Origin of the sequence: Bradyrhizobium sp. USDA 336, assembly GCF_044908355.1 — a bacterium.
Taxonomy (GTDB): Bacteria; Pseudomonadota; Alphaproteobacteria; order Rhizobiales; family Xanthobacteraceae; genus Bradyrhizobium; species Bradyrhizobium yuanmingense.
The window spans coordinates 7,188,603-7,210,261 of the sequence record NZ_JBIYDC010000002.1; the positions used below are offsets into that span (position 1 = coordinate 7,188,603).

A 21,659-nucleotide genomic window follows, 5' to 3' on the forward strand; every position below is an offset into this window, starting at 1 on the left:
TCCGCATCGTTAATGGCACACGAGTCGGCAGGCTCGGTCGACGTAGACCGTCGACGCCGAACCCATGCTCTAGGCACGATGAACTCTGCCTGATTGGCAAGAGATCGGGCCGTTTGCTTGCGATCAACCGCATCTCCGTACCGATCATTAGGGCACACGCCGCCAGCACTTGCGTCGGCAAGTGCATTGCCCCTCGATGCGGACAACGGAACCTCGTATCATGAAACCAGCGATCTCCGTTGTATCCGGCGGCGCCGACCGGGCCACGAGCGACCTTGCCACTGGCTCTGCAAGTCTCGATGTATTCCATACCGGCCCCATGAGTGCGCTCGCCGGCGGCGCCTGGCGCGATGCGGACGAGCGTGGAAGTAACTATCCGAACGCCACCTTGCTGTTAGCAAACGCCGCTGCTGCCGTTCGCGGTCAGAGAAGCGGTGCTCGGACACAACTGTACGGACTCGCAAATCTTAGCGATGGCGAACGCAAGTTGATCGACGAATTGCTCGGAGAAGGTGAGGTGGCCGGCGTCGTTGCGCTGCCAGATGGCTCTTTGGCGCAAATCCGGGAGTCTGTGCTTGCGGGAATCTGGCGCTTGCGCATCGGCACCGAGCCCGCGCATGAATATGTTGAGGTCGGGTCGATTCCGCAGATTGTTCGGCGTGCCGCAACTGACCTGACGTCCGCCGATCTTGTGATCGGCATGCCGCCGAATGGCGCGATGAACGTTCAACCGGTGCTGGCCGAAATACGCGAGCGGGCGAGGGTCTGGCGATTAGGCATGCACGCCCATGTCATCAATCTGACGTCACTGCCAATGAGCATTATGGATTTGGCATTCCTACAGCAAAGCTTGGGCAATGGACCGGTCCAACTCATGTTGCACGGCTACGGCACCTGCCGAGTGCAGGCGACCGGGATCAGGAATGTCTGGTCCGTGCAGTTCTTCAATTCTACGGACGACATCATCCTTGATACGCTGGAGATCGGCGGCGTGCCGATTGTTGCGTTGGCTGCCGATGAGGATTTCCAGGACTCAGCCGAGCGCATGCAGGAAATTATCGAGGCGTACTTCACATGAAGACGTCGGGCATTCGGCATCGGGTGGGATCCCGCAGACGGCGCATGCGCATGGACTATAGCTTGCGCGGGATGATGGCGGAGTGTTGCGCATGAGCCTTGTTGCCCGCAACAAAATCGATGTCCACATATTGCTAGCTGCCGACGTAGTCGCCTCGGTCGAGATCCTGCCGCGAGTCCGGCCACCGCTGGCGCGGGTGTTCGCCGGAAAGGAGCCCTCGACAGTGCTGACCGTGCTGCCGCGGCTTTTCGCGTTGTGTGTCGCTGCGCAGAAAACTGCATTATTGTCCGCCCTCGAGACGGCGCGCGACGAAGTGATCACCCGCGCAACAAGGCAGCAGCGGATTGCACTGATCGTTACTGAGCGCATCGCGGATTTGGCACGGAGCCTTTTTGTCGGACATCTTACGTTAGATGTCGCCAGTGCGGCAGCAATCCGCTCCCTGATGTCGGAACTGTCAGCGTTTGTCCGCTCCGCACAGCCAGCCTGGAGCTCCGCTCAACGCGAAGCAACCGCGCGGATTGTCGCTGCGCTGGCCGCGCTCGGTCTACATGAGGGGGAGGCGCTGAGGTCTGGTAGCCCGCTGGCGCTTCGCGTTGCGGCGCTTAATGACGTCGACGTGAAGTCAATCCCGGCGGGGCACTCATTCCTGTCTGTTGCTGACGACCTCAACATCACGAAACGGTTGCTCGGGGATGACTCGACGTTCTGCTATTGTCCCGATGTTGACGGACATGTGCCCGAGACGGGTCCATGGGCGCGCCAGGTCAGCCGGGATCGGCTCCCGCTGGGACCCTTCGGTGCGGCCGAGCGGCTGATGGCCAGAATTAATGAAATCCTCCGGCTATGTGCCTGGCTCAAGGCCGGCGCTCAGATTGGTGCCGCGGAGCATGGGATCATCGAAAGATATAAGCTAGGGCCGCGCCGTGCAGCGGCCGCGGTCGAATGCGCTAGGGGCCGTCTCTACCACGCGGTTGAACTCGATGCTCAGGGCCGAATATCCCGCTTCGAATTCCTTGCGCCGACGGAGTGGAATTTCCACCGGCGCGGACCGCTTGTACGGAACCTGCAAGGCGCGGTGCTGACGGCTCGAAGACGCGAAGATGCAGTTCATGCGGTGATTGCATCGCTCGATCCGTGCGTCGCGTTCACCCTCAACCTTAGCGAAGTTCGCGATGCATGAAATGGCGATTTGTCTTGGCATCATTCAGATCGTCGAGGAGAAGGTACACGAGCGATCCTCTTCGCGGGTGCGGAGCATCTGTCTGGAGATGGGAGCGCTGAGTCATGCGGCGCCTGAAGCGATCAGGTTCTGCTTTGCTGCCGCTGCAAGGCGGACCATTGCCGAGGGCGCGGCTCTTAACATCGTCGAACTGCCAGGCGTTGCCTGGTGCATGAGCTGTTCGAAGAGCGTCGAAATTACTCGGCGCGGTGAGTGCTGCCCTTGCTGCGGCAGCTATCACCTGCAGGTGACCGCGGGCGAACAGATGCGCGTGAAAGAGCTGGAGATCGATTGATGTGTACTGTTTGCGGCTGCCACCAAGGGACGCCGTCCACAAAACGCGCCGAGCCGAATGATGCGGAGATGCATGAGCGATCCCTTCAGGACGATCGAGATTGCCATTCTACCCTTCCACCGGGCGAGCGACGGCCGCCGCCGTCAAACCACCCTGGTGATAGCTATAATCGCTCTCCTCGCTCAGCCAATCACCAGCCGCATAACGCGCAGGCGCGTCCGAGCGGCGTCGATCCGCCTGATTTGAGGGGCTGTGGCAAGAGCACAAAGCGGCTCGTTGAGATTGAGCGCGATATTCTGGACAAGAATAATGGAATTGCGGCGAACAATCGCGCGCTCTTCGTAGCCGATGACCTGCTTGTATTTAATCTATTGTCCAGCCCCGGTGCTGGCAAAACGACACTGCTCGTCCGCGCGGTGTCCGAGCTCAAGCGCAGCCGGTGGGTCGGGGTCATCGAAGGGGACCAGCAGACCTCGAACGATGCCAAACGTATTCAGGCCGCCGGCGTCCCAGCCGTTCAAATCAATACCGGCAAGAATTGTCATCTCGACGCTGCAATGATCGGCGAGGCTTATCGCTGCCTGCCGCTGCTCTCGGGCGGTATTCTCTTCATCGAGAACGTGGGTAATCTGATCTGTCCCGCTGGCTTCGATCTTGGCGAAACCTGCAAAATCGTAGTGTTCTCGATTACTGAAGGTGAAGACAAGCCGCTCAAATATCCTGATGTGTTTGCCGCTTCGTCGCTCATGGTGATTAACAAGATTGATCTAGCGTCGCTGCTCGAATTCGATGTGGACAAGGCCATCGAATACGCCAGATGGGTCAACCCAAAGATCGACGTGATTGTAGTTTCGGCTCGGACTGGCGAAGGCTTTGCCGCGCTCTACGCCTGGATCGATAGACAGGCGGGCCGTCAGAGGCACGCGTTCGAGGACAAAGGGCAATGAGCGCCGCAGCCACCTGCGACGGAACACGGCTGCGCGTGGTCGTGAGTGGGGCAGTGCAGGGGGTCGGCTTTCGTCCTTACGTCTATGGACTTGCCGTTCGGTACGGATTGGCGGGGTTTGTCATCAATGGCCCTGAGGGGGTTATCATCGAGGTTGAGGGCCACCGCGCCTCGGAGTTTGTCGCCACGTTGCCGCTCGAGGCGCCTCCATTGGCACGCATAGTCGACATCTGCGTTCGCGAGACTACGGCGCTCGCAGCGAAGGGCTTTTCGATCGGTACGAGCGAAGCCGGCAAATTGTCAACGCAGATCGTCGCTGACGCCGCGGTCTGCCAGCAATGCCTCAAAGAGCTATTCGATCCAGAAAATCGGCATTACCTCTACCCCTTCATCAGTTGCTGCCATTGCGGCCCACGCTACACCATCGCCGAACGGCTTCCGTACGATCGCCGCAACACTGTGATGAGGGCTTTTAGTTTGTGCGCCGCGTGCGCGGCTGACCATGCCGATCCGGCAAGCCGCAGGTTTCACGCGGAGGCGATCGCGTGCCCAGCATGCGGTCCTCGGCTCAGCCATGGGATCAGCGATATTGTCGCGGCAATCGCGCGGGGGCAGATCGTGGCGATAAAGGGGCTGGGCGGATACCAGCTTCTTTGCGATGCGCGTAATCAGGATGCCGTGCAGCGTTTGCGCAGGAGAAAGCACCGCCTTCAGAAGCCGTTCGCGGTTTTGGTCGACTCCGTCGAGCGCGTCAGCGAGATCGCGGAGGCGAACGCGCCCGAGCTAGCGCTGCTAAAATCCGTAGCACGTCCCATCGTCCTCCTGCCATCGCGCAACAATCTGGCGCCCGCCATAGCACCTGGTTTATCGCGAGTTGGTATCATGCTGCCCGTAGTGCCGCTGCATCACCTCATCTTCCATGCGCTTCGCTCGCCAGGTGCACGTGCGGGGTCTAGCCCGGTCATGGTGGCCACCAGTGCCAATCTTTGCGGCGAACCGCTCCTGATTGACAACGCGCAGGCGCTGCGGCGGCTCAAGGGAATCGCCGATCTTGTCGTGACCCATGATCGCGATATCTTGACGCGTGCTGATGATTCCGTGGTTTCGGTGGTGGCTGGCCGGCCGCAATTCGTTCGTCGTGCCCGTGGCTATGTTCCCGAGCCGATCCGGCTTGCGAGATCCGTCCCGCCCGTGCTCGCCGTCGGCGGCGAACTGAAATCGACCGTCACCATCACCCGGGACAACCAAGCGTTCGTCTCTCAGCATATTGGCGATCTAAATACGGCCGAAGGCATCCGTGCGTTCGAGAAGACGATCCGACACCTCACATCGAGCCTTGACGTGGAACCTGTCGCTTTCGCCCATGATCTGCATCCCCATATGGCTTCTACCCGCTTTGCGCAAGCAAATGCTCGCGCGCTGATCGCGGTCCAGCATCACCACGCACACGCTGCCGCAGTGATCGCCGAGCATGGGCATGCGGGACCAGCGCTTGCCCTGGTGCTCGATGGCCATGGCTTCGGCTCCGACGGCGGTAACTGGGGTGGCGAACTATTGTTGTGCGAAGGGGCGTGGTCCCGTCGCATCGGGCACTTAGCGCCTCTGCAGATGCCTGGTGGAGATCGTGCAGCCCGCGAGCCGTGGCGTATGGCGAGCTCAGTCTTACACGGGCTCGGCAGGGGCAACGAAATCGGGCAGCGTTTTGCGGCACAACGGCAAGCCGCGTATGTGTCGGACTTGCTCGATCAGCCGGGCGGGACCACCACGACCAGTGCGGGACGGTTGTTCGACGCGGCAGCGGCGCTGCTCGGGATTGGGCATTTGCAGAGCTATGAGGGCGAAGCAGCGATGAAGCTCGAAGCGCTGGTGCGGCGGGCAGCGATTCTCGAAGCCGGCTGGACGATCGATGGCGGCGTGCTGTCGCTTCATCCGCTATTTTCGCGGTTGATTGCTGATGACATTGACGCCGCAGGCGGAGCCGGGCTGTTTCATGGCACTTTCGTCGCCGCCTGCGTCGACTGGGTCACGTGCGCCGCGCGGACAACCGGCGTCAACACCGTCGTTCTGAGCGGGGGCTGCTTCCTGAACGCGGTGCTCGCGGACGAGATCCCGCGCGGTTGCAGCGCTGCCGGTCTTACACCGTTGGTGCCGCGGCGGCTGCCGCCCAGTGATGGCGGTTTGAGCCTTGGCCAAGCCTGGATTGCCGCTCTACAGATTGCTCAACAGTCGTCCGCCGGGAGAGGATCTGCCTGACATGTGTCTTTCGGTTCCGGCGAGGATCGCGAAGATTCTACCCAACGACGTGGCTCTCGTGTCGATCGACGGCATCAGCCTGGAGATATCGATTGCCCTCGTCGACGAGCTCGATGTCGGCGATTACGTCCTCGTCCATGTCGGCTACGCGCTCGCCAAGATCGATCCGACAGAAGCCAAACGCACGCTGGAGCTCCTGCAGGAGCTAGGCAGCGCCGCGCAGGAACGCCGGTCATGAAATATTCTGATGAATTTCGCGACAAGATCATCGCGCAGGGACTTGCGCGTGCGATTGACGCTGAGGTGAGTTCGCAAAGAGCCTATCGGTTCATGGAATTTTGCGGCGGACACACTCATGCGATCTCCCGCTATGGCCTCGAGGATCTGCTGCCCGCGAACGTCCGGATGATCCACGGGCCCGGTTGTCCCGTCTGCGTTCTGCCCGCAAGCCGAATCGACATGGCGATCCGGCTCGTCGACCGACCAGAGGTCACTCTCTGCGTCTACGGCGACTTGATGCGCGCGCCCGGGTCGCAAGGACAATCCCTGTTGCGAGCCAAAGCGCTGGGCGCTGACATTCGGATGGTTTACTCGACGCTCGACGCTATCCGGCTCGCCGAACAGATGCCGGGCCGTGAGGTGGTCTTCTTTGCCATCGGATTTGAGACCACGACACCCCCAACGGCGAACATGATCCGGATTGCCGAGAGCAAGCGGATGGAGGGCCTGAGCGTGTTCTGCAATCACGTGCTTACACCCTCTGCGATGCACAGCATTCTCGAGAACCCGAAGATCCGCAACACCGGTGGCGTCCCAATTGACGGCTTCATCGGGCCTGCACATGTCAGCACCATTATCGGTACGCAGCCTTACGAGCCGCTGGCAGAACAGTTCGAGAAGCCGATCGTGGTTGCGGGATTTGAGCCCCTCGACGTGCTGCAAGCTATATTGATGCTGGTGCGGCAAGTGAATCAACACCGCTATGAGGTAGAAAACCAATACAGCCGTGCAGTGACACGCGAAGGCAATCGGCGCGCCAAGGGCGAGGTGTCGCAGGTATTCGAACTGCGTGATCAGTTTGAATGGCGGGGGCTTGGACTCGTACCCAACAGCGGACTGAAGCTGAAGCGGTCTTATGCAAAATTCGACGCCGAGACGCGTTTTGCGACCCGCGACATGCCTGTCGCAGACAATCCGGCGTGCGAGTGCTGTGCGATCCTGCGTGGCGCCAAACGGCCGGTCGATTGCAAGTTGTTTGGAAACATCTGCACGCCGGAAACGCCGATAGGAGCCTGCATGGTGTCATCAGAAGGGGCTTGTGCGGCGTATTGGACCTATGGCCGAGTTCGCGATGAACAGGTGAGGCAGAGGTCATGAGCGTGAAATCCTATCCACGCAAGCTCGACGTAAAGAACGGGCGCGTTGAACTTTCCCACGGATCCGGGGGCCGTGCCATGGCACAGCTGATCTCCGACCTTTTTCACCAAGCCTTCGGTAATGAATGGCTCGCCCGCTGCAATGATCAGTCGGCGTTTGACGTTTCGGCAGGCAGGATGGTGATGACGACCGACGGCTATGTGGTTTCACCACTGTTCTTTCCCGGCGGCAATATCGGGTCATTGGCTGTGCACGGCACGATTAATGATGTCGCGATGTCTGGTGCGCGTCCCCTCTATCTGTCAGCCAGCTTTATCATCGAGGAGGGTTTCCGGTTTTCGGATCTGAAGACGATCGCGGATTCGATGGGCGCGGCAGCACGCGGGGCCGGCGTTTACATCATTGCCGGGGACACCAAGGTCGTCGAGCGCGGCAAGGCAGACGGTCTGTTCATCTCTGTGGCCGGGATCGGGCTTGTGGCCGATGGGCTGGATCTGTCCGCCGACAAGGTAAGGGTCGGGGATCGTGTGCTGGTGTCCGGAAGCCTCGGCGACCATGGGGTGGCGATCATGTCAAAACGTCAGAACGTCGCTTTTCAAACCGAAATCGTCTCGGACTCAGCAGCGTTGCATCATCTCGTAGCGGTCATGATTGCCGCCGGCGGTGGCGGCATCCGGGTGATGCGCGACCCCACGCGCGGCGGGCTCGCTGCGACTCTCAACGAGATTGCGCATCAATCCGACCTCGGGTTCCATTTGCAGGAATCAACCATTCCGGTGAAGCCTGCGGTTGCGGCTGCCTGCGAACTTCTTGGACTAGAGCCGATCCATGTCGCCAACGAGGGCAAGCTCGTTGCGATCGTCGCGCCTGATGCGGCCGATGCCGTACTTGCTGCCATGAAGGCGCACCCGCTCGGGTCCGATGCAGCTGATATTGGCGAGGCGGTGGCTGACGATCACAAATTTGTGCAGATAACCACCTGTTTCGGCGGCCGACGCCTCGTCGACTGGCTGTGGGGCGAACAATTGCCTAGGATCTGTTGAACAGGGTGCGCACTCTGCGGCTGACGGCGTTTCAGAAACGTCCACTGATACAGCTCCTTCACGCCTTCGACGTCCACGACCTCGGCGGTGGCCCGCAAGACGTGGCAGCGAAGGTGCTCGCCTCCGACCACGCCCACCGTCCTTCGGTCGAGTGGAAGGACTCGCATGCCCGTCGCAAGGCTAACCGGCTCATTCATGATTCCAGGCCCTGGTCGAGCGCGGTTATCTGAAACTTCTACGCGGCGTGTGAACGGCCCCAATCCCCAAAGCCATCGTCCCGGTAAATTAACCCGCGCCCGCTGGTAGCGCCTGGCTTCCCATGGTTGCGACCCTGTTCCTCGAGAAGGCGCTCGATCGGCGCAACGCTGATCGTGCACGGCCGCAACTCGCACGAGCAGCAACCGAATCCGCCTAACTGCCGCCGACTCCCATACAGCCAGCCTCAGCAGCGGAAGAGGCCGACCGGAAGATCGTCGCCCACAGAACGAGCGTAACTCTCGAGAGCGAGCCTGTGGCTGCCAACTGGCTGCCACAGGGATGAACCACGACTTCACGGGAGGTCCGGCGAGAAGTTCGCAAGTTGGATTCAGGCTACAGCTCTTCTAGTATTGCCGTATACAGTAGTCTCGAACTGAAGATAGCTTCCGACCGAAGGTTGGGTCGGCAAAGGGCAAGATCTGTGTTGCCCGGTAGCCGCCAATCCCATTTCAGCGGTCGATCCAATAGCAAAGGTTGGCGAGACCGGCCTAGGTGAGCGCACCAGCGAGGCGCCCCGTAACGGCATCCTGCTCATTGACCATAAACGTGAGAGCCCAACCCTTCGGCATTCCCGGGAAGAACTCGGCATAATTCGACAGATTTGGGATGACGCTTGGCAGGCCTTGATCTTCATGCTGGCAGGCAAGCCGTTTCTGGCCGCCATCTCGACTGTCTCCTTCTTGAGGACGCGCCGCACGAGCCCTGTCCGTCGTTCAACCACATACGGATGAACTTGGCACAATCCAGGGCCGTCGAGTAGAGGCTGTGCCCTCCCATGTGGACCTCGGGGTCCTGCGGAAGAATGAAATCGGCAAGCGCCGTGAGATTTCCGTCATCGTCCCGCTGGAATGGGTCATGGTGAACGCCGAGTCCTCCATACCGAGGGGCTCGAAGATGCGCTCGTTCATGACCTCTCCGAGTCGCTTGCCGGTGATCGCTTCGACCACCTGACCGGCTCAGTCGATGTTGGAGCCGTACTCCCACTTCTCGCCGGGCCCGAACAAGCGACGCGGTGATAACGCTGGGTTGGCCATGCTCCTGAGCGAGCCGGTTGTAGGTCTCGTTGAAGAAATTGTAGCCACGCCCGCTGTGTGGAGCAGCAGCATGCGCGTCGTGACGTTGCGGTTCGGCGGACGCAGCTTGGGGTTGCCACTGTCATCGAGAGCCCTCGATCACCTGCAGCTTGCCGATGGCCGGCGCATAGGTCTTTGCCGGAGCGTCGAGGTCGAGCTTGCCTTCCACCAGTTGCAGGCACGCCGTCCCGGTGATCGCTTTGGTGGTCGAGAAGATCGCAAAGACGCTATCGGTCGTCATCTCCTGGCCGCCGCCGAGCTGCCGCTTCCCCGCGGCTCCTTCATGGATGTTTTCCGTGCCGATCGGTTGTCACTGCCACCACGGCGGGAACGCCAGGCGCTGAATTGACCGTCCTCTTCAGCACGTCATCGCAAGCCGATTTCAAGTCCGTCGTTCTGCTTTCCTCCTCATGTTGGCATTACCGTCGGCGTCGCCGGAGAGGGCTCTGCGAAATTTCGCCCTCGCTGCGTGTGTCAATCGGCAAAGGATGTCTATGATCGGTGATTTTCCATATCGCAGCGGCTTTGAGGACTGTTCAGGCTAGGGTGGTGGGTTTACCTAAGGCTGCGTGGCAGGCGACTTTCAGGGAGGGGGAACGTCGACGTTGAGGCAGGCTCTGCTGTTTGACCCCAAAGGAGATCCGATCCGGCAAGACCACAAAGTCTTGTCAACGACTGGGACGAGATCCGCGACTGGTCGAACCAGGTCTATATGCCACACCGCGTATCCCCCACGGGCAAGCTGGCCCGCCCCGGATTCCACTATGCACTCGGCGCAGATCGGGCGGATTACTGTCACCCGCTTTGCCTACGGCATTCCCGTCAATATCAAGGAGTCGCAGGACGCGGGCCATGCGGTTGTCCTGACAACGATCGGTGACAACGCAACGCACTTCGTCGATGCGACCCGAGCTGAGGCAATCGCCATCGGCGAGAGCTCCGCCGTCGATTGCAGCCGAACAGACTACAATGTCGACTTCGATCCTGATCATCTCCAGCTCAATCTGACCATCCCGCACAGCGTGCTCGAGCGGGTTTGTCGCGACTGGTTCGGCTTCGTGCCGGACAATGTGCTCTGCCAATACAAGACCCGGATCGGAGGCAACAATTCGAGCTGGTTGGCTTTGGCAGACGATCTGTATCCACTTGTTGAACGAATGGGCCAGCCGCGCCGATCTGGACCGAGAGAACCCCCGCAAGCGGCTTGCCCCTCGCGCGGTCAGGCTTGCTGAACAATATATGGCCATCATGCGCCGAGTGCATTTCTTCGGGAGTAGCGACATGCAAGGCGTCAGGCGCGATCTGTGCGGTTCGGCTCCGGGACAGAGCGTGTCGAGTGTGGCCTATGCCTGGGCTACATAAACCTAGGCGAGTTCGCGCGCGCTTACCGCGCACGATTTGGCGAGCGACCACCGGAAACGCTCTGGCGCCATTGACTCCCCAGACCATCGTCGGCTCCGCACCCGCTTGCTGTTTGAGTTTAGCGCCACGTCTCGGCGTTTGCTGGGCCACGGACAGCGGGTCGGCTGGCTCAGCCCGGCAAATTGCGCCGCCTGCCCAATTATGATGATGCATCGATCCCGGGCGCTCCCGAACTTGAGGCCAGATCACGTCGAAGAACGCGAGGAAGAACTAGGATCTGTACCTAATTAGCGAACCCTGATTGGTTCGCACCGAGTTGATTCGGCGCAGTGGACTTCGATGCGCAAAGGGCTGTTCTGGCTCAACGACAAGCAGTGGCCTCAGATAAAGCCGCATCTGCCCACGAACCAGCCTGGCCCGGCGCGCGATGACGATTGACGCATCATCAGCGGCATCATTCACATGCTTCAGTGCGGCGCACGCTGGCGCGATTGCCCGCCAGACTATGTTCCGTACACGACGATCTGCAATCGTTTTAATCGCTGGGCCAAGCGCGGACATTGGCAGGCGATCTTTAAAGCACTCGTCCGCTGCGGCAACAGCGCCCTTCCGTATCCGGGCGCGGCTTCGTTCATTTCGTTTGATCCTTGTGAGGCTGGCGTGACGTTTTGCGGAATAGCCGCGGCATGAGGTCTTCGATCCTGCTATGGGGATGCCGTTCAAGTACTTTGAAGGTCTGCTGCGAGATAGACAGTAGCTTTCTGCGTCCGAAAGCCGATATGAGAAGTAGGAGAGTATATCTTTGGAGGAAGGCGCGGAGCTCGCGCCGGGACTGCCGTTTTTGAGACGATACCGACAAAGTTGGTGGGATTGTCGTGCTTGAAACCAAGTTCAGGTGCTTCTCGGCCTCGGGCGGCTGGAGATTCCATCTGCTTTGATTGGCCTGCCTCTTGCAAAGTTCAGGCAAGTCGCAGACGCGATCTCTCATGTGACTCTTTGAGACCAAATCCAGCGCTTCGTAGCTTCCGTCCAGTTCGCAAGAGCTTGGCCGGCCGACCCAGTCCAGGACATGCCCCTAAATAAGTCGCTCCTCCTCGCGCATCACTCTCCATGACATGTTATCCTCGGCGTTTCCCCATACCTTAGTGGCCAGCGTGTCGGCAGGTGATCCTTTTCTTTGGCTTGAGAGGAGGAAGGCGCCGCGCGCATTGAGGTGGGCTCGCAAAGAGACCCGTAAGACACTAGTGACCCTACAATCGGATTGGCGCTATAGGCGCTTCCACCAGGGCGCGCTCACCATCAGGAAGGGCCGAGACGACATCCCGAAGGTTTCCTTGGGATGGCGCGGCCTAGACAATTTCACCCGAGACGAGAAGCACGTGCGCGGCATCTGGCGTCGTACCACGCTTGATAGCTATCGCACCAAAGAGCCGCAATGGGAAACTATTTTGGACGTGGACGCGTTAGCTGCGAAGGAGAAGAAGAATTGGGTTTTTAACGGAGACACCAGATGCCTACAGCCCGAAGAGCGGCTGTGCTTGGTCAAACTTTTCGATGGCGGAAGGGAAGCTGCATTTGTACGCGAATTTGACCAAGATATGAAGGCCTTCGTCAAAACCGGCTTCAATCTCCCTGAGGGAAAGCAGGATGTCGACTGGGTAGACCGCGACACTATTCTGGTTGCGCGAGATTGGGGCAAAGGGACCATGACACGTGCCGGTCATCCCTTCGTCTTGAAGGAGGTCAAGCGCTCTCAGCCGCTCGCGCAAGCACGCGAGGTCTTTCGCGGCGAACGGACCGATTATAGGGTTGAGCCATTCGTGCTGCGAGACAATGAGGGCGCGGTCCATGCGACCGGCGCCATACGAGTCACGAGCCGCGATGAGCGGGAGTATATACTCCTGGGACCCAAGGGACCAATCAAGCTCCGTCTGCCCAAGCGCGCGGAGATCGGCGGCATCACCGGTGGCCGCCTGCTCATTAAACTTGATAAAGGCCTTGATGAAGATTGGGCGCCGTTCGGTGGCGCCGGCTTCAGGGGCGGCTCGATGATCTCGTATGATTTGGCGGAATGGAAGCGGGATCCGCTGCATGCCAGGCCCTCGCTTGTCTTTCAGCCCGGGCCTCGACAGGAACTCAGCGGCTTCCTCATCAGCAAGAGCTTGTTGATACTCACAGTCCTTGACAATCTTCAGGGCAAGGCATTCACCTACAGGTACGACCGCGGCACTTGGCGGGTCACGTCCATTCCACTTCCAGAAAATGCGAATGTCAGCCTGTTAACCGCTTCCGATACTTCCGATCGAGTAGTGTTCACCGTCTCCAACTACCTCAAGCCGACGTCACTCTGGTACTTTGACGCCGAGACCGAACACCTTGAGTCCTTGAAGGTCGCGCGTGAAAGCTTCAACGCGTCTCAACATGTCGTTGAGCAACTCGAGGCGACCTCGCGCGACGGAACGCGTATTCCTTACTTTTTGGTGCGGCCCCGTAACGCCCGTCTCGACGGTTCAATTCCTACTCTTCTCTATGGCTATGGCGGCTTTGGGCATCCCCTCCTGCCGTCCTATGATGGGGTCATGGGACGACTCTGGCTCGAACAGGGCAACGCATATGTCGTCGCGCACCTGCGCGGCGGCGGCGGGCTAGGGCCGCACTGGCACGAGGCTGCCCAGGGAGCGTCGAAGCAGCGCACATGGGAGGACTTCATCGCAGTTGCGGAGGACCTGATCAGGCGGAAGGTCACAAGTCCGCGGCGGCTGGGAGTGGTCGGCGCCAGCCAAGGAGGTCTGCTGGTGGGAACCGCGCTGACCCGGCGCCCCGATCTCTTCAATGCAGCGATCGCGCGGGTACCGTTGTTCGACATGCTTCGGTTCACCAAGCTGACATTGGGCGCGCTCTGGAGGGGTGAATATGGCGATCCCGCCATTCCCGACCAACGCGAATGGATCCAGCGTTACTCGCCTTATCAGAAGCTGGTGCCAGGCAGAACCTATCCGGCTCCGTTCATTCTCAGCGCGACTAACGACGACATCGTACATCCAGCACACGGCCGCAAGGCAGCCGCCAGGCTGCGTGCGCTTGGCCAGCCGTATTTCTACTATGAGGATTTCAACGGCGGACATGGGCCCGCCACTCCTATCGAAAGTGCTCGCCAGGATGCGCTCATCTACATCTATGCACATCGGCGGCTTGTCGATGGTGGGTGAAGTGGAGCACGATCAGGTCGTCAGCAAGTTACTTTCACCAACGCTGACTAACATCAGCTCGTGCAGCCCTCGGCAGCTTTGAGAACTTCTCAGTGGAGGCAAAGTGGCAGTCGGCTGGAGACCCTTTCGATATTCAGGCAGCGCGCAAGGGAAGTCGCTAATTAGGCTCAGACCCCGCATGCCGACCAGCGCCTTGAAAAGCGGTGCCGGGTAATGAGCCATCGTTCGGCCGGCGCCTCCTAGGGTCTGTACCTAATTAGCGAACTCTGATTCCTTCGCACCGAGTTGATTCGGCGGGCGGCTTCGATGCGCAAAGGGCTGTTCTGGCTCAACCACAAGCAGTGGGCTCAGATAAAGCCGCATCTGCCCACGAACCAGACTGGCCCGGCGCGCGATGACGATCGGCGCATCATCAGCGTACCATTCACATGCTTCAGTGCGGCGCACGCTGGCGCGATTGCCCGCGCGACTATGGTCCGTACACGACGATCTACAATCGTTTCAATCGCCGGCCCAACCGCGGACATTGACAGGCGATCTTTGAAGCACTCGCCCGCTGCGGCAAGGACGGCGTGACTTTGTCCATCGACTCCATCACGATCAAAGCGCATCGCTCGGCGAGCGGCGGAAAAGGGCGAGCATGAACAGGCGATCGGCCGCTCGCGCGGTGGGCGGACCACCAAAATCCACGCGCTGAGCGACCCTGATTGCAGGCCTTGCGCATTTGATCTCACTCCATGGCAAAGCCGCAGATCTTACTGCAGGTCGGCCCTCTTGGAACTCGCGCCGCCGATGTCTACCCTCTTTGGCGACAAAGGCTACAACGGCGTCGGCTTTCGTGCCGAAATCGTCAATCGCGGCGCAAAGCCCGTCACTCCAAACAAATCCGACGGGTAACCCTCCACACCTTCAGTAAGCGTGCCTACAAAAGGCGCAACGTTCTCGAGCGCTGTTTCAGCCGTCTAAGGATTTCAGGCGTGTCGCAACCCGATGACAAACTCGCCAGGAATTTCTTGGCTACCATCCACCTCGCCGCCATCACTGCCTATTGGATTACTTCAGCCTGAACCCTAACAGTCGAGTTATAGCCAGTGTTTTGACAGGCCTGGCCCATGGCATGAGTTGACGCATGAAAACTCGTGCGATTGTGGCCTCGAATGTGCGTCGGATCCGCTGAGATCAAGGTGTTTCACAAAGCTAAATTACCCACGAGGCCGGGATTGACCGCTCCTACATGAGTGGCCTTGAGCCGCCATGGGAAGACCCAGACAATTGATTTTCTCGACCGTATCGCCGAAAAAGCTGGACGTCGATTTTTTTGATGTTTGTGCAGCCGCCCAAACGCTGCGAGCTCTCCCGGTGGACTGGGGCATTCTGTTGGCACTGGAAAGTGCGACCGGCGCGGCCTAACGCGGTAACTTAACGTCCCCATGTTTGACGGAAGCTATCCGCTCATTCAGGTCGGCTAGCCCGCCGGCCTTGGGTTTATTGCAGTCGACCGGCGAGCCGCGGTTCGGAAGGATGACGATCTTTCATGTAGATTCTGGTCTACACGACCGGGCGGCTCTCCACTTAGCCGAAGATAACATCATGGGACGGACCCGCATCGGCTTGCTGTTCCAAGTTCGTCTTGCTGCGCGGGCTGCGATGTACTGCCGTACGCGAACTTCGTCGTCGCGCGCGTGTTATGAAGGTGCAGCATCTCACAAATCCGTCACCGATGTTTGCGTTGGATGCAGCCGCAATCAGTCCCGCAATTTCTCGACTGCCATGTTCGCAGGTCTAGCTTTGGGAAAGCTGACCGGGCGCCGAGCCAAGCCGCATTGCTCTCCTATCCAGGACAGCCTGCCGGTCCTCGCTTCAGGCGTTGAGGCCTTGCGTATTGTGGTTTGACGTCCAGCTCGGCACTTGACCGGGATGTAGTCATGGCACTGCGGAACGGCCGACGAGAACGGTGAGCAGACCGTCGCCCCACAGCCGCTGCGCAGCTCTCTTGGCATCCTCCAACGTCACCCCGTCGACGATGGCGTCGTGCTTTTCGAGATAGTCGATCGGCAGCTTGTCAAGCTGGTGCTGCAACAGCGTTCGCGCAAGCTTCGATGATGTGTTGAGAGCCAGTATCTGCGAGCCCTTCAGATAAGACTTTGCATCGTCGAGTTCCTGCTGGGTTGGCCCTTCCTCGGCAATGTGGCGGGCCTGCGTCACGATCTCTTCGACCGTTCCGTCGGCACGGTCGGCGCGCGTGCCGCTACCGCCGACGAAAACGGCCGAATGATTCATCCAAACCAGGTGCTGACCGACGTAATAGGCCAACCCGCGCTTATCCCGGACTTCGCGGAACAGCCGCGAGGTCGGACCGGCACCGCCAAGGATGTGGTTGACGACACGGGCCGCCATGAAATCGGGTTCGCTGCGGCGGACGCCCGGACCGCCGAAAGCCACGACCGTCTGCGGTACGTCGAGCGGAATGAAGACCCGCTGCGGCGGCTTTGCTGCGACCACGTCAGGAACCGGCGTTGAATCCGAGCTGGCCGGCAGGCCGCCAAAACTGATGTCGAGCAGTTTGGAAAGGGCATCTGGATCGACGTCGCCAACCACCGCTATGTTGAGCGTGTCTTTGGCGATCACGCCTCGGAGGTAGCCCTTGAGATCCGCTACCTCTATCTTCGGCACGCTCTCGAGGGTACCTCTGGCCTGCCGAGCATAAGGATGATCCCTGAAGGCGACTTCGAAGAATTTGCGATTTGCGAGCGACGCCGGATTGGTCGAGTGATGTCGAAGGTTCGCAAGCACTCCGGCACGAATCCGTTCGACATCGGCTGGGTCGAAACGTGGTGAGGTTAGCGCCATCCGTAAGAGGTCAAAGGCTTCCTCCTTGGTGTCCTTGAGCATGTGCAAGCTACCGCGGAAGTAGTCGCGATGCGATGCAAAGCTCAACTTAATGGCGCGGCCATCGAGCCGCTCGTGAAAGGTCTTGGAGTCAAGATCGCCGGAGCCTTCGTCGAGCAGGCTAGCCACCATGTGCCCAACACCGGGCTTTTCGGCGGGATCCTGCGTCGCGCCGCCGCCGAAGGCATATTCCACCGTGATCAGCGGGACAGTTGCATCCTGCACCAACCATGCCTTTATACCGCAAGGCGAGACCAGCCGTTTGATCTTGGCCGCGGAAAGCGTGCTGCTGGCGGCAAACAAGCTTGGCCAGGCGAGCGTCGCGATTGACAGCGATGCTCCGGCGAGGAGAACCCCCCGTCGTGTGTAACAATAGGTCATGATCGCTTCTCCGCGTCTTTTTGGGATCGCTCTTTAGTGAGATAGCCTGTTACTGAGCGCTTCTTGTCGAGCCATTTGCGCGCGGCCTCGAGCACCTGTGCGTCACTAACAGCGCGGATGCCGTCCGGCCAGCCTCGGATCTCGTCGATGCTCTGTCCCGTCGTGAGCCGGCTGCCGTACCAGAGCGCAAGCTGTTCCTGGTCGTCGTGAGCATAGATTGCTTGCGCGATCAGCCGCGTCTTGACCCGCTCGATATCTTCGGCGCTCGCCGGATTATGCGCAATGCCGGCAATCACCTCGTCAATAGCGAATTCGAGCTGCCCGAAGTCGATGCCGGGTTTTGGTATGGCTGAAATCTCGAGTAGCCAATGATCGAGCTGGGCGGCCTCGTAGCCCGCCGAGGCGCTACTTGCGAGCTGCTTGTCAATTACCAGCGCGCGATAGAGATACGAATTGATGCCACCGCCCATCAATTCCGCGAGCACGTCAAGCACTGCGCTTTCGCCCGCACCCGCGGTGCGCGCCGACGGCACGAGATAGTAGCGGTACAGCGCTGGCTGCTCAACGCGGGCATCGGCCAGCGTCACGTTGCGCGGCGCGGCCGGCGTCGGCTCCTGAGGTCGCAAGCGTTCTGCGGGGATCGATGGTTGCGGGGGGATGCGGCCAAAACTCGTCTCCACCAGCGGGCGGATCTCGCCCGCCTCTACGTCACCGGCGATGATCAGGATAGCGTTGTTTGGTGCATAGAACCGCTTATAGAAGCCGAGCGCGTCCTCACGACCAAGCTTTTCGATCTCCTGCCGCCAGCCGATAATGGGGCGACCGTATGGGTGGTTAAGGTAAAGCGCCGCCATCATCTGCTCGACGAGCCGCGCACCCGGATCGTTGGCGGCCCCATTTAGTTCCTCGAGCACGACGTCGCGCTCGGACGACACCTGTTCATCTTCGAGGATGAGACCGGTCATGCGGTCGGCCTCAAATTCCAGCATCTTTCCGAGCTGCCCGCGCGGAACATGCTGGAAATAGCTGGTATAGTCGGTCCAGGTGAAGGCATTTTGGTAGCCGCCGACGCGCAGCACGGCCTGGTCAAATTCACCGGGCGGATGTTTGGATGTGCCCTTGAACATCAGATGTTCGAGGAAATGCGCCAGCCCCGATTTTCCAGGTGGCTCGTCGGCCGAGCCGACTTTGTACCAGATCATCTGAGTTACGACGGGCGTCCGATGATCCGGAATCACCACAACCTCGAGCCCATTCTGAAGCGCAAAGCTGGCTGGTCGATCCCACCTCGCCTGAGCAAGAACGCCGCCCTCGTGTGAACCGTATCGGTTAGGAGTAGTGCTATCCCTCGTTCCGTCTTCGACCAGCGTAGTCCGCGTCATCGGGAAGGCACCTGCGGCGGTCTCCTTTGTGTTGGCGGTGACCGAACTCCGATCGCTCATGGTAACGCCTTTCGTTCCATATATATGCACCGACTGTGGCGGAGCAGAACAAGACTTGGCGGCCGCACACCGTCCGAAATGCAATGAAGCAAAGGCGGGGCCATTTGCCATGGGATGCGCCAGGGCGCGCGCCACCTGGATATAAAGCAGAACCAACGCTTATCCTGTCCAAAGGGCCGCTGTCGCCGTGTCGTGAACACGACATGGCGCAAGCAGCCCTACAATTTGCCGAGATTGTAGAGCGACAACTTGCTCACATAGATTGGGCTGAGAGTTGATACGACAGCTAAACTTGTTGCAGCTTGCTATTAGACGTTTCGCTGCTGTGTCTTTTCCATATTCTGTAGTTACTACTCTGACGGTTGGTTCGCACGGAAACGGTAGAGCCAACGAGCGTCAGCTCCTTCAGGAGCGTCCGCTTCTCCCGCTTGGTCGGCTCGGATCAATCACCCATTCCAGTGCGCTTATGTGGATCTGCTGCCGTGAGTTAGTGCTGCCGAGCATCGAACGCCACGGAGAGATCGAGCTCCAACTGATCCTACTCCTTGCGCCCGAGCATCTCGTCTGCTCCGCCGATCGCGACTCGCCGACAAGAACGGAGGCCTCCTTGCGTGCAAGGTCTGGTGTCCAAGGGCATCGTGAGGACCGATGGTGACGAAGCGGTGCCGACCGAACGCTGGGTACTTGAGAACGTATGTCGCTTTGTCGCGTTGACGTTTACGACGGGAAACGGCACGCCTTGATCATCCGTATGTAGCGATACCGGATACCGTTGATCACGAAGACCAAAGAGATGTCTAATGCCTGGACGTATACGCGTCGTACGATGCTGTTGGGCAGTAGCTTCTTGGGTAGCGCGTTGTTCGGGGGCGTTACGGTGCCTACACCCAATCGGCCGCAGCGCAAGGTTGCTATGGTGTTGAAGGCGGCCGACTCTCCCTTCGTCGTTGGGTGCACACAAGACGGCATTACCTCGTTGCGTTATCGTAACGATGCGTATGACACGGATTATGTTCTGCCTGCAGCCGTGCTGGGGACGGCTCACGCTAGAGTTCGGCGTGCCGGATCCGAGTGGCATACGCTTCGAACCGGCGTTGATGCAACGAAGCCGATGCATAGCGCGGCCCTCGAACTAGCAGCCCGCGATGCTGGTGTCCTTCTCACGACCCGCCTCGCAGTCGACGAGGCTGGATTGACGTGGGAGATCATGCTGCGGAACGACGGCATGGCGAGCGTGGAGGTTGGCGACCTCTATTTACCCATGCCGATGAACACCGAATTTCCGGCAGGGCAACCGGTATCGATGGCTGTTTTGAAGCACAGCTTCGTCTCGGGGCATGGATCGCACATCCTCTGGATTCGCGGCAACAGCACCGGTCCGTTCCTCATGCTCTTACCGGAAGCGGACACGTCACTGGAATATTGGGATGTCCACAAGGATTCGGCCGAAGCCAGTGGGACGTGGTGCGCCTACATCTTGGGCGGGGCGGCCGCCGGCGAGGCAGTGGCGGGCGGGACTCGCTGGCGACAGCCGACCCATTCCCTGTCCCTGTCGCCGGCCGAGCAACGGCGTTACCGTCTCCGCTTCCAGTGGGTTGCCGATTACGAGGCGGCGCGCAGGGCTATCGCGGACGCCGGTCTGGTGGACGTGGAAGTAATGCCGGGCATGACGGTTCCCAACGACCTGCATGTCGACATCGCGCTCGCGTCCTCCATTCCGGTGGAGCGAATTGAGGCGGAATTTACCGGCGACACGGTGGTGCAACGGTTGCCGGATCGGGCTGGCAGGCGACTGTGGCGGGTTCGCTTTTCGCGATTGGGCGAGAACCGGCTGACTCTGCACCAGCCGGGTGCGCGCCAGACCTTTCTTGAATTCTTCGCTACCGAGCCCGTCGAGACGATGATGAAGAAGCGCGCAACCTTCATCGTGAAGCGGCAGCATCGTGACCCGTCCAAATGGTACGACGGTTTGTTTGGCGAGTGGAATATGGAGACGCAGGTCCTGCTTGGCCCGGACAATTACGACCGGATCAAGGGCTGGCGCATCTACGAGGTGACGTGCGACGATCCCGGGCTGAGCAAGCCCGCTTACCTCGCGACCAAGAATGCCGAGCATCCTGATGTGGCGGAAGTGGCGGCGCTGGATCGGTATATAGATACGTTCGTCTGGGGCGGGCTGCAACGTACCACACAGGAGGCATACGCCTACGGCCTCTACGGTATACCCGATTGGAAGCAGAACAGGGAAAGCAGCGATCCCGGCCCAAAGGGCCGCCTGCATATCTGGCGGCCTTATGACTATCCGCACATCTTCGCGATGTATTTGGCCATGCACCGCATCGCGCGTGACCATCCCGCGATACCCACCCGCCAGAGCGCACGAGATTATTTGGTACGCGCCTACGGTACGGCGCTGGCCATGTTCACGGTGCCGATGCGCGTGGTGATGTGGTCTGCCTACCGCACCGGCATCTGCAACGAATGTGTGATCCCCGAACTGGTTTCGGCGCTCACGACGGCGGGCTTGACGCGCGAGGCGGCGACGTTGGAGGCGCACTGGGCGCGTAAGGTGCGCGCCTTTGTCGATCCGAAGGCGGACCTGTTCAAGTCTGAATATCCGTTCGATTCCACAGCTTCGAATCAACTCAGGCACTGGCGCGCTCGGCCCTTGACGACCCTGTCGCCATGGGGGTTTCGAAGGCGGCAGCGCGTGCCTTCGCGGAGCGTCAGATCGCTGCAAATCTGTTCTGCCGTGGCTGGCTGGAACCTGCTTATTACTACCTGGGCAGCGATTATCGCCGCACTGCGGGTGACGCCTATACGCTGACTTA

Annotated in this window: 16 protein-coding genes and 2 pseudogenes; 15 read left to right on the plus strand and 3 right to left on the minus strand. The window is 59.9% G+C overall.

Going from position 1 to position 21,659, the window contains the following annotated elements; all coding sequences use genetic code 11:
* Positions 1-220 precede the first annotated feature (220 nt).
* The 9 genes from ABIA45_RS34670 (at position 221) to ABIA45_RS34710 (ending at position 8,444) form a co-directional block, all read left to right on the plus strand.
* A complete protein-coding gene (locus ABIA45_RS34670) occupies positions 221-1,078 on the plus strand; it encodes a hydrogenase expression/formation protein (RefSeq protein ID WP_225157492.1) in 858 nt (285 codons plus the stop codon).
* Between the two features lie 91 nt (positions 1,079-1,169).
* On the plus strand, positions 1,170-2,261 hold the full coding sequence (locus ABIA45_RS34675) for a hypothetical protein (RefSeq protein ID WP_404655042.1): 1,092 nt from the start codon (positions 1,170-1,172) through the stop codon (positions 2,259-2,261).
* Positions 2,254-2,595, plus strand: coding sequence for a hydrogenase maturation nickel metallochaperone HypA (gene hypA / locus ABIA45_RS34680; RefSeq protein WP_225124674.1), 342 nt, complete (start codon positions 2,254-2,256; stop codon positions 2,593-2,595). The genes ABIA45_RS34675 and hypA overlap by 8 nt, the downstream gene beginning before the upstream one ends.
* A complete protein-coding gene (gene hypB, locus ABIA45_RS34685; protein ID WP_404655805.1) occupies positions 2,595-3,542 on the plus strand; it encodes a hydrogenase nickel incorporation protein HypB in 948 nt (315 codons plus the stop codon). The genes hypA and hypB overlap by 1 nt, the downstream gene beginning before the upstream one ends.
* Positions 3,539-5,794: a carbamoyltransferase HypF gene (gene hypF, locus ABIA45_RS34690; RefSeq protein ID WP_404655043.1), complete on the plus strand. Its 2,256-nt coding sequence runs from the start codon at positions 3,539-3,541 to the stop codon at positions 5,792-5,794. The genes hypB and hypF overlap by 4 nt, the downstream gene beginning before the upstream one ends.
* Before the next feature lies 1 nt (position 5,795).
* Positions 5,796-6,032, plus strand: a complete 237-nt coding sequence (locus tag ABIA45_RS34695) for a HypC/HybG/HupF family hydrogenase formation chaperone (RefSeq protein ID WP_225124671.1) — start codon at positions 5,796-5,798, stop codon at positions 6,030-6,032.
* Positions 6,029-7,171 (plus strand): hydrogenase formation protein HypD, encoded by a 1,143-nt coding sequence (gene hypD, locus ABIA45_RS34700; protein WP_225157489.1) that lies wholly within the window; start codon positions 6,029-6,031, stop codon positions 7,169-7,171. Before ABIA45_RS34695 ends, hypD begins: the two co-directional genes overlap by 4 nt.
* Positions 7,168-8,214, plus strand: a complete 1,047-nt coding sequence (gene hypE / locus ABIA45_RS34705; RefSeq protein ID WP_225124669.1) for a hydrogenase expression/formation protein HypE — start codon at positions 7,168-7,170, stop codon at positions 8,212-8,214. Before hypD ends, hypE begins: the two co-directional genes overlap by 4 nt.
* A 5-nt stretch (positions 8,215-8,219) precedes the next feature.
* Positions 8,220-8,444 (plus strand): DNA -binding domain-containing protein, encoded by a 225-nt coding sequence (locus ABIA45_RS34710; protein WP_404655807.1) that lies wholly within the window; start codon positions 8,220-8,222, stop codon positions 8,442-8,444.
* A gap of 1,183 nt (positions 8,445-9,627) precedes the next feature.
* Here the strand turns inward: ABIA45_RS34710 and ABIA45_RS34715 are convergent.
* A complete protein-coding gene (locus ABIA45_RS34715; protein ID WP_404655045.1) occupies positions 9,628-9,786 on the minus strand; it encodes a serine hydrolase domain-containing protein in 159 nt (52 codons plus the stop codon).
* 523 nt (positions 9,787-10,309) lie between these two features.
* On the opposite strand from ABIA45_RS34715, the gene ABIA45_RS34720 reads away from it, so the two are divergent.
* The 5 genes and pseudogenes from ABIA45_RS34720 (at position 10,310) to ABIA45_RS34740 (ending at position 15,526) form a co-directional block, all read left to right on the plus strand.
* The gene (locus tag ABIA45_RS34720; protein ID WP_404655047.1) at positions 10,310-10,777 is read left to right on the plus strand and encodes a hypothetical protein; all 468 of its coding nucleotides are present in this window, start codon (positions 10,310-10,312) and stop codon (positions 10,775-10,777) included.
* A gap of 469 nt (positions 10,778-11,246) precedes the next feature.
* Positions 11,247-11,499 (plus strand): annotated as a pseudogene (locus tag ABIA45_RS34725) (transposase); the annotation flags it as partial.
* Between the two features lie 523 nt (positions 11,500-12,022).
* On the plus strand, positions 12,023-14,116 hold the full coding sequence (locus tag ABIA45_RS34730) for a prolyl oligopeptidase family protein (RefSeq protein ID WP_404655048.1): 2,094 nt from the start codon (positions 12,023-12,025) through the stop codon (positions 14,114-14,116).
* 306 nt (positions 14,117-14,422) lie between these two features.
* Positions 14,423-15,183, plus strand: a pseudogene (locus tag ABIA45_RS34735) (IS5 family transposase).
* A 187-nt stretch (positions 15,184-15,370) separates the two neighbouring features.
* Positions 15,371-15,526: a hypothetical protein gene (locus ABIA45_RS34740; RefSeq protein ID WP_157784109.1), complete on the plus strand. Its 156-nt coding sequence runs from the start codon at positions 15,371-15,373 to the stop codon at positions 15,524-15,526.
* 513 nt (positions 15,527-16,039) lie between these two features.
* Here the strand turns inward: ABIA45_RS34740 and ABIA45_RS34745 are convergent.
* Together ABIA45_RS34745 and ABIA45_RS34750 are read right to left on the minus strand one after the other, a co-directional pair.
* Complete coding sequence (locus tag ABIA45_RS34745) at positions 16,040-17,386, minus strand: M16 family metallopeptidase (protein WP_404655049.1); 1,347 nt, start codon at positions 17,384-17,386, stop codon at positions 16,040-16,042.
* Entirely contained in the window at positions 17,383-18,768 is a 1,386-nt protein-coding gene (locus ABIA45_RS34750) for a M16 family metallopeptidase (protein ID WP_404655809.1), read from the minus strand. The genes ABIA45_RS34745 and ABIA45_RS34750 overlap by 4 nt, the downstream gene beginning before the upstream one ends.
* Before the next feature lie 1,171 nt (positions 18,769-19,939).
* On the opposite strand from ABIA45_RS34750, the gene ABIA45_RS34755 reads away from it, so the two are divergent.
* A complete protein-coding gene (locus ABIA45_RS34755; RefSeq protein WP_404655811.1) occupies positions 19,940-21,655 on the plus strand; it encodes a DUF5695 domain-containing protein in 1,716 nt (571 codons plus the stop codon).
* Positions 21,656-21,659: the final 4 nt, after the last annotated feature.

Excerpts from the sequence above, each read along its gene's own strand:
- ABIA45_RS34670 (WP_225157492.1), top strand. The coding sequence starts at position 221 with ATGAAACCAGCGATCTCCGTTGTATCCGGCGGCGCCGACCGGGCCACG.
- ABIA45_RS34675 (WP_404655042.1), top strand. The coding sequence starts at position 1,170 with ATGAGCCTTGTTGCCCGCAACAAAATCGATGTCCACATATTGCTAGCT.
- hypA (WP_225124674.1), top strand. The coding sequence starts at position 2,254 with ATGCATGAAATGGCGATTTGTCTTGGCATCATTCAGATCGTCGAGGAG.
- hypB (WP_404655805.1), top strand. The coding sequence starts at position 2,595 with ATGTGTACTGTTTGCGGCTGCCACCAAGGGACGCCGTCCACAAAACGC.
- hypF (WP_404655043.1), top strand. The coding sequence starts at position 3,539 with ATGAGCGCCGCAGCCACCTGCGACGGAACACGGCTGCGCGTGGTCGTG.
- ABIA45_RS34695 (WP_225124671.1), top strand. The coding sequence starts at position 5,796 with ATGTGTCTTTCGGTTCCGGCGAGGATCGCGAAGATTCTACCCAACGAC.
- hypD (WP_225157489.1), top strand. The coding sequence starts at position 6,029 with ATGAAATATTCTGATGAATTTCGCGACAAGATCATCGCGCAGGGACTT.
- hypE (WP_225124669.1), top strand. The coding sequence starts at position 7,168 with ATGAGCGTGAAATCCTATCCACGCAAGCTCGACGTAAAGAACGGGCGC.
- ABIA45_RS34715 (WP_404655045.1), bottom strand. The coding sequence starts at position 9,786 with ATGACGACCGATAGCGTCTTTGCGATCTTCTCGACCACCAAAGCGATC.
- ABIA45_RS34720 (WP_404655047.1), top strand. The coding sequence starts at position 10,310 with ATGCACTCGGCGCAGATCGGGCGGATTACTGTCACCCGCTTTGCCTAC.
- ABIA45_RS34730 (WP_404655048.1), top strand. The coding sequence starts at position 12,023 with ATGTTATCCTCGGCGTTTCCCCATACCTTAGTGGCCAGCGTGTCGGCA.
- ABIA45_RS34740 (WP_157784109.1), top strand. The coding sequence starts at position 15,371 with ATGGGAAGACCCAGACAATTGATTTTCTCGACCGTATCGCCGAAAAAG.
- ABIA45_RS34745 (WP_404655049.1), bottom strand. The coding sequence starts at position 17,386 with ATGACCTATTGTTACACACGACGGGGGGTTCTCCTCGCCGGAGCATCG.
- ABIA45_RS34750 (WP_404655809.1), bottom strand. The coding sequence starts at position 18,768 with ATGACGCGGACTACGCTGGTCGAAGACGGAACGAGGGATAGCACTACT.
- ABIA45_RS34755 (WP_404655811.1), top strand. The coding sequence starts at position 19,940 with ATGCATAGCGCGGCCCTCGAACTAGCAGCCCGCGATGCTGGTGTCCTT.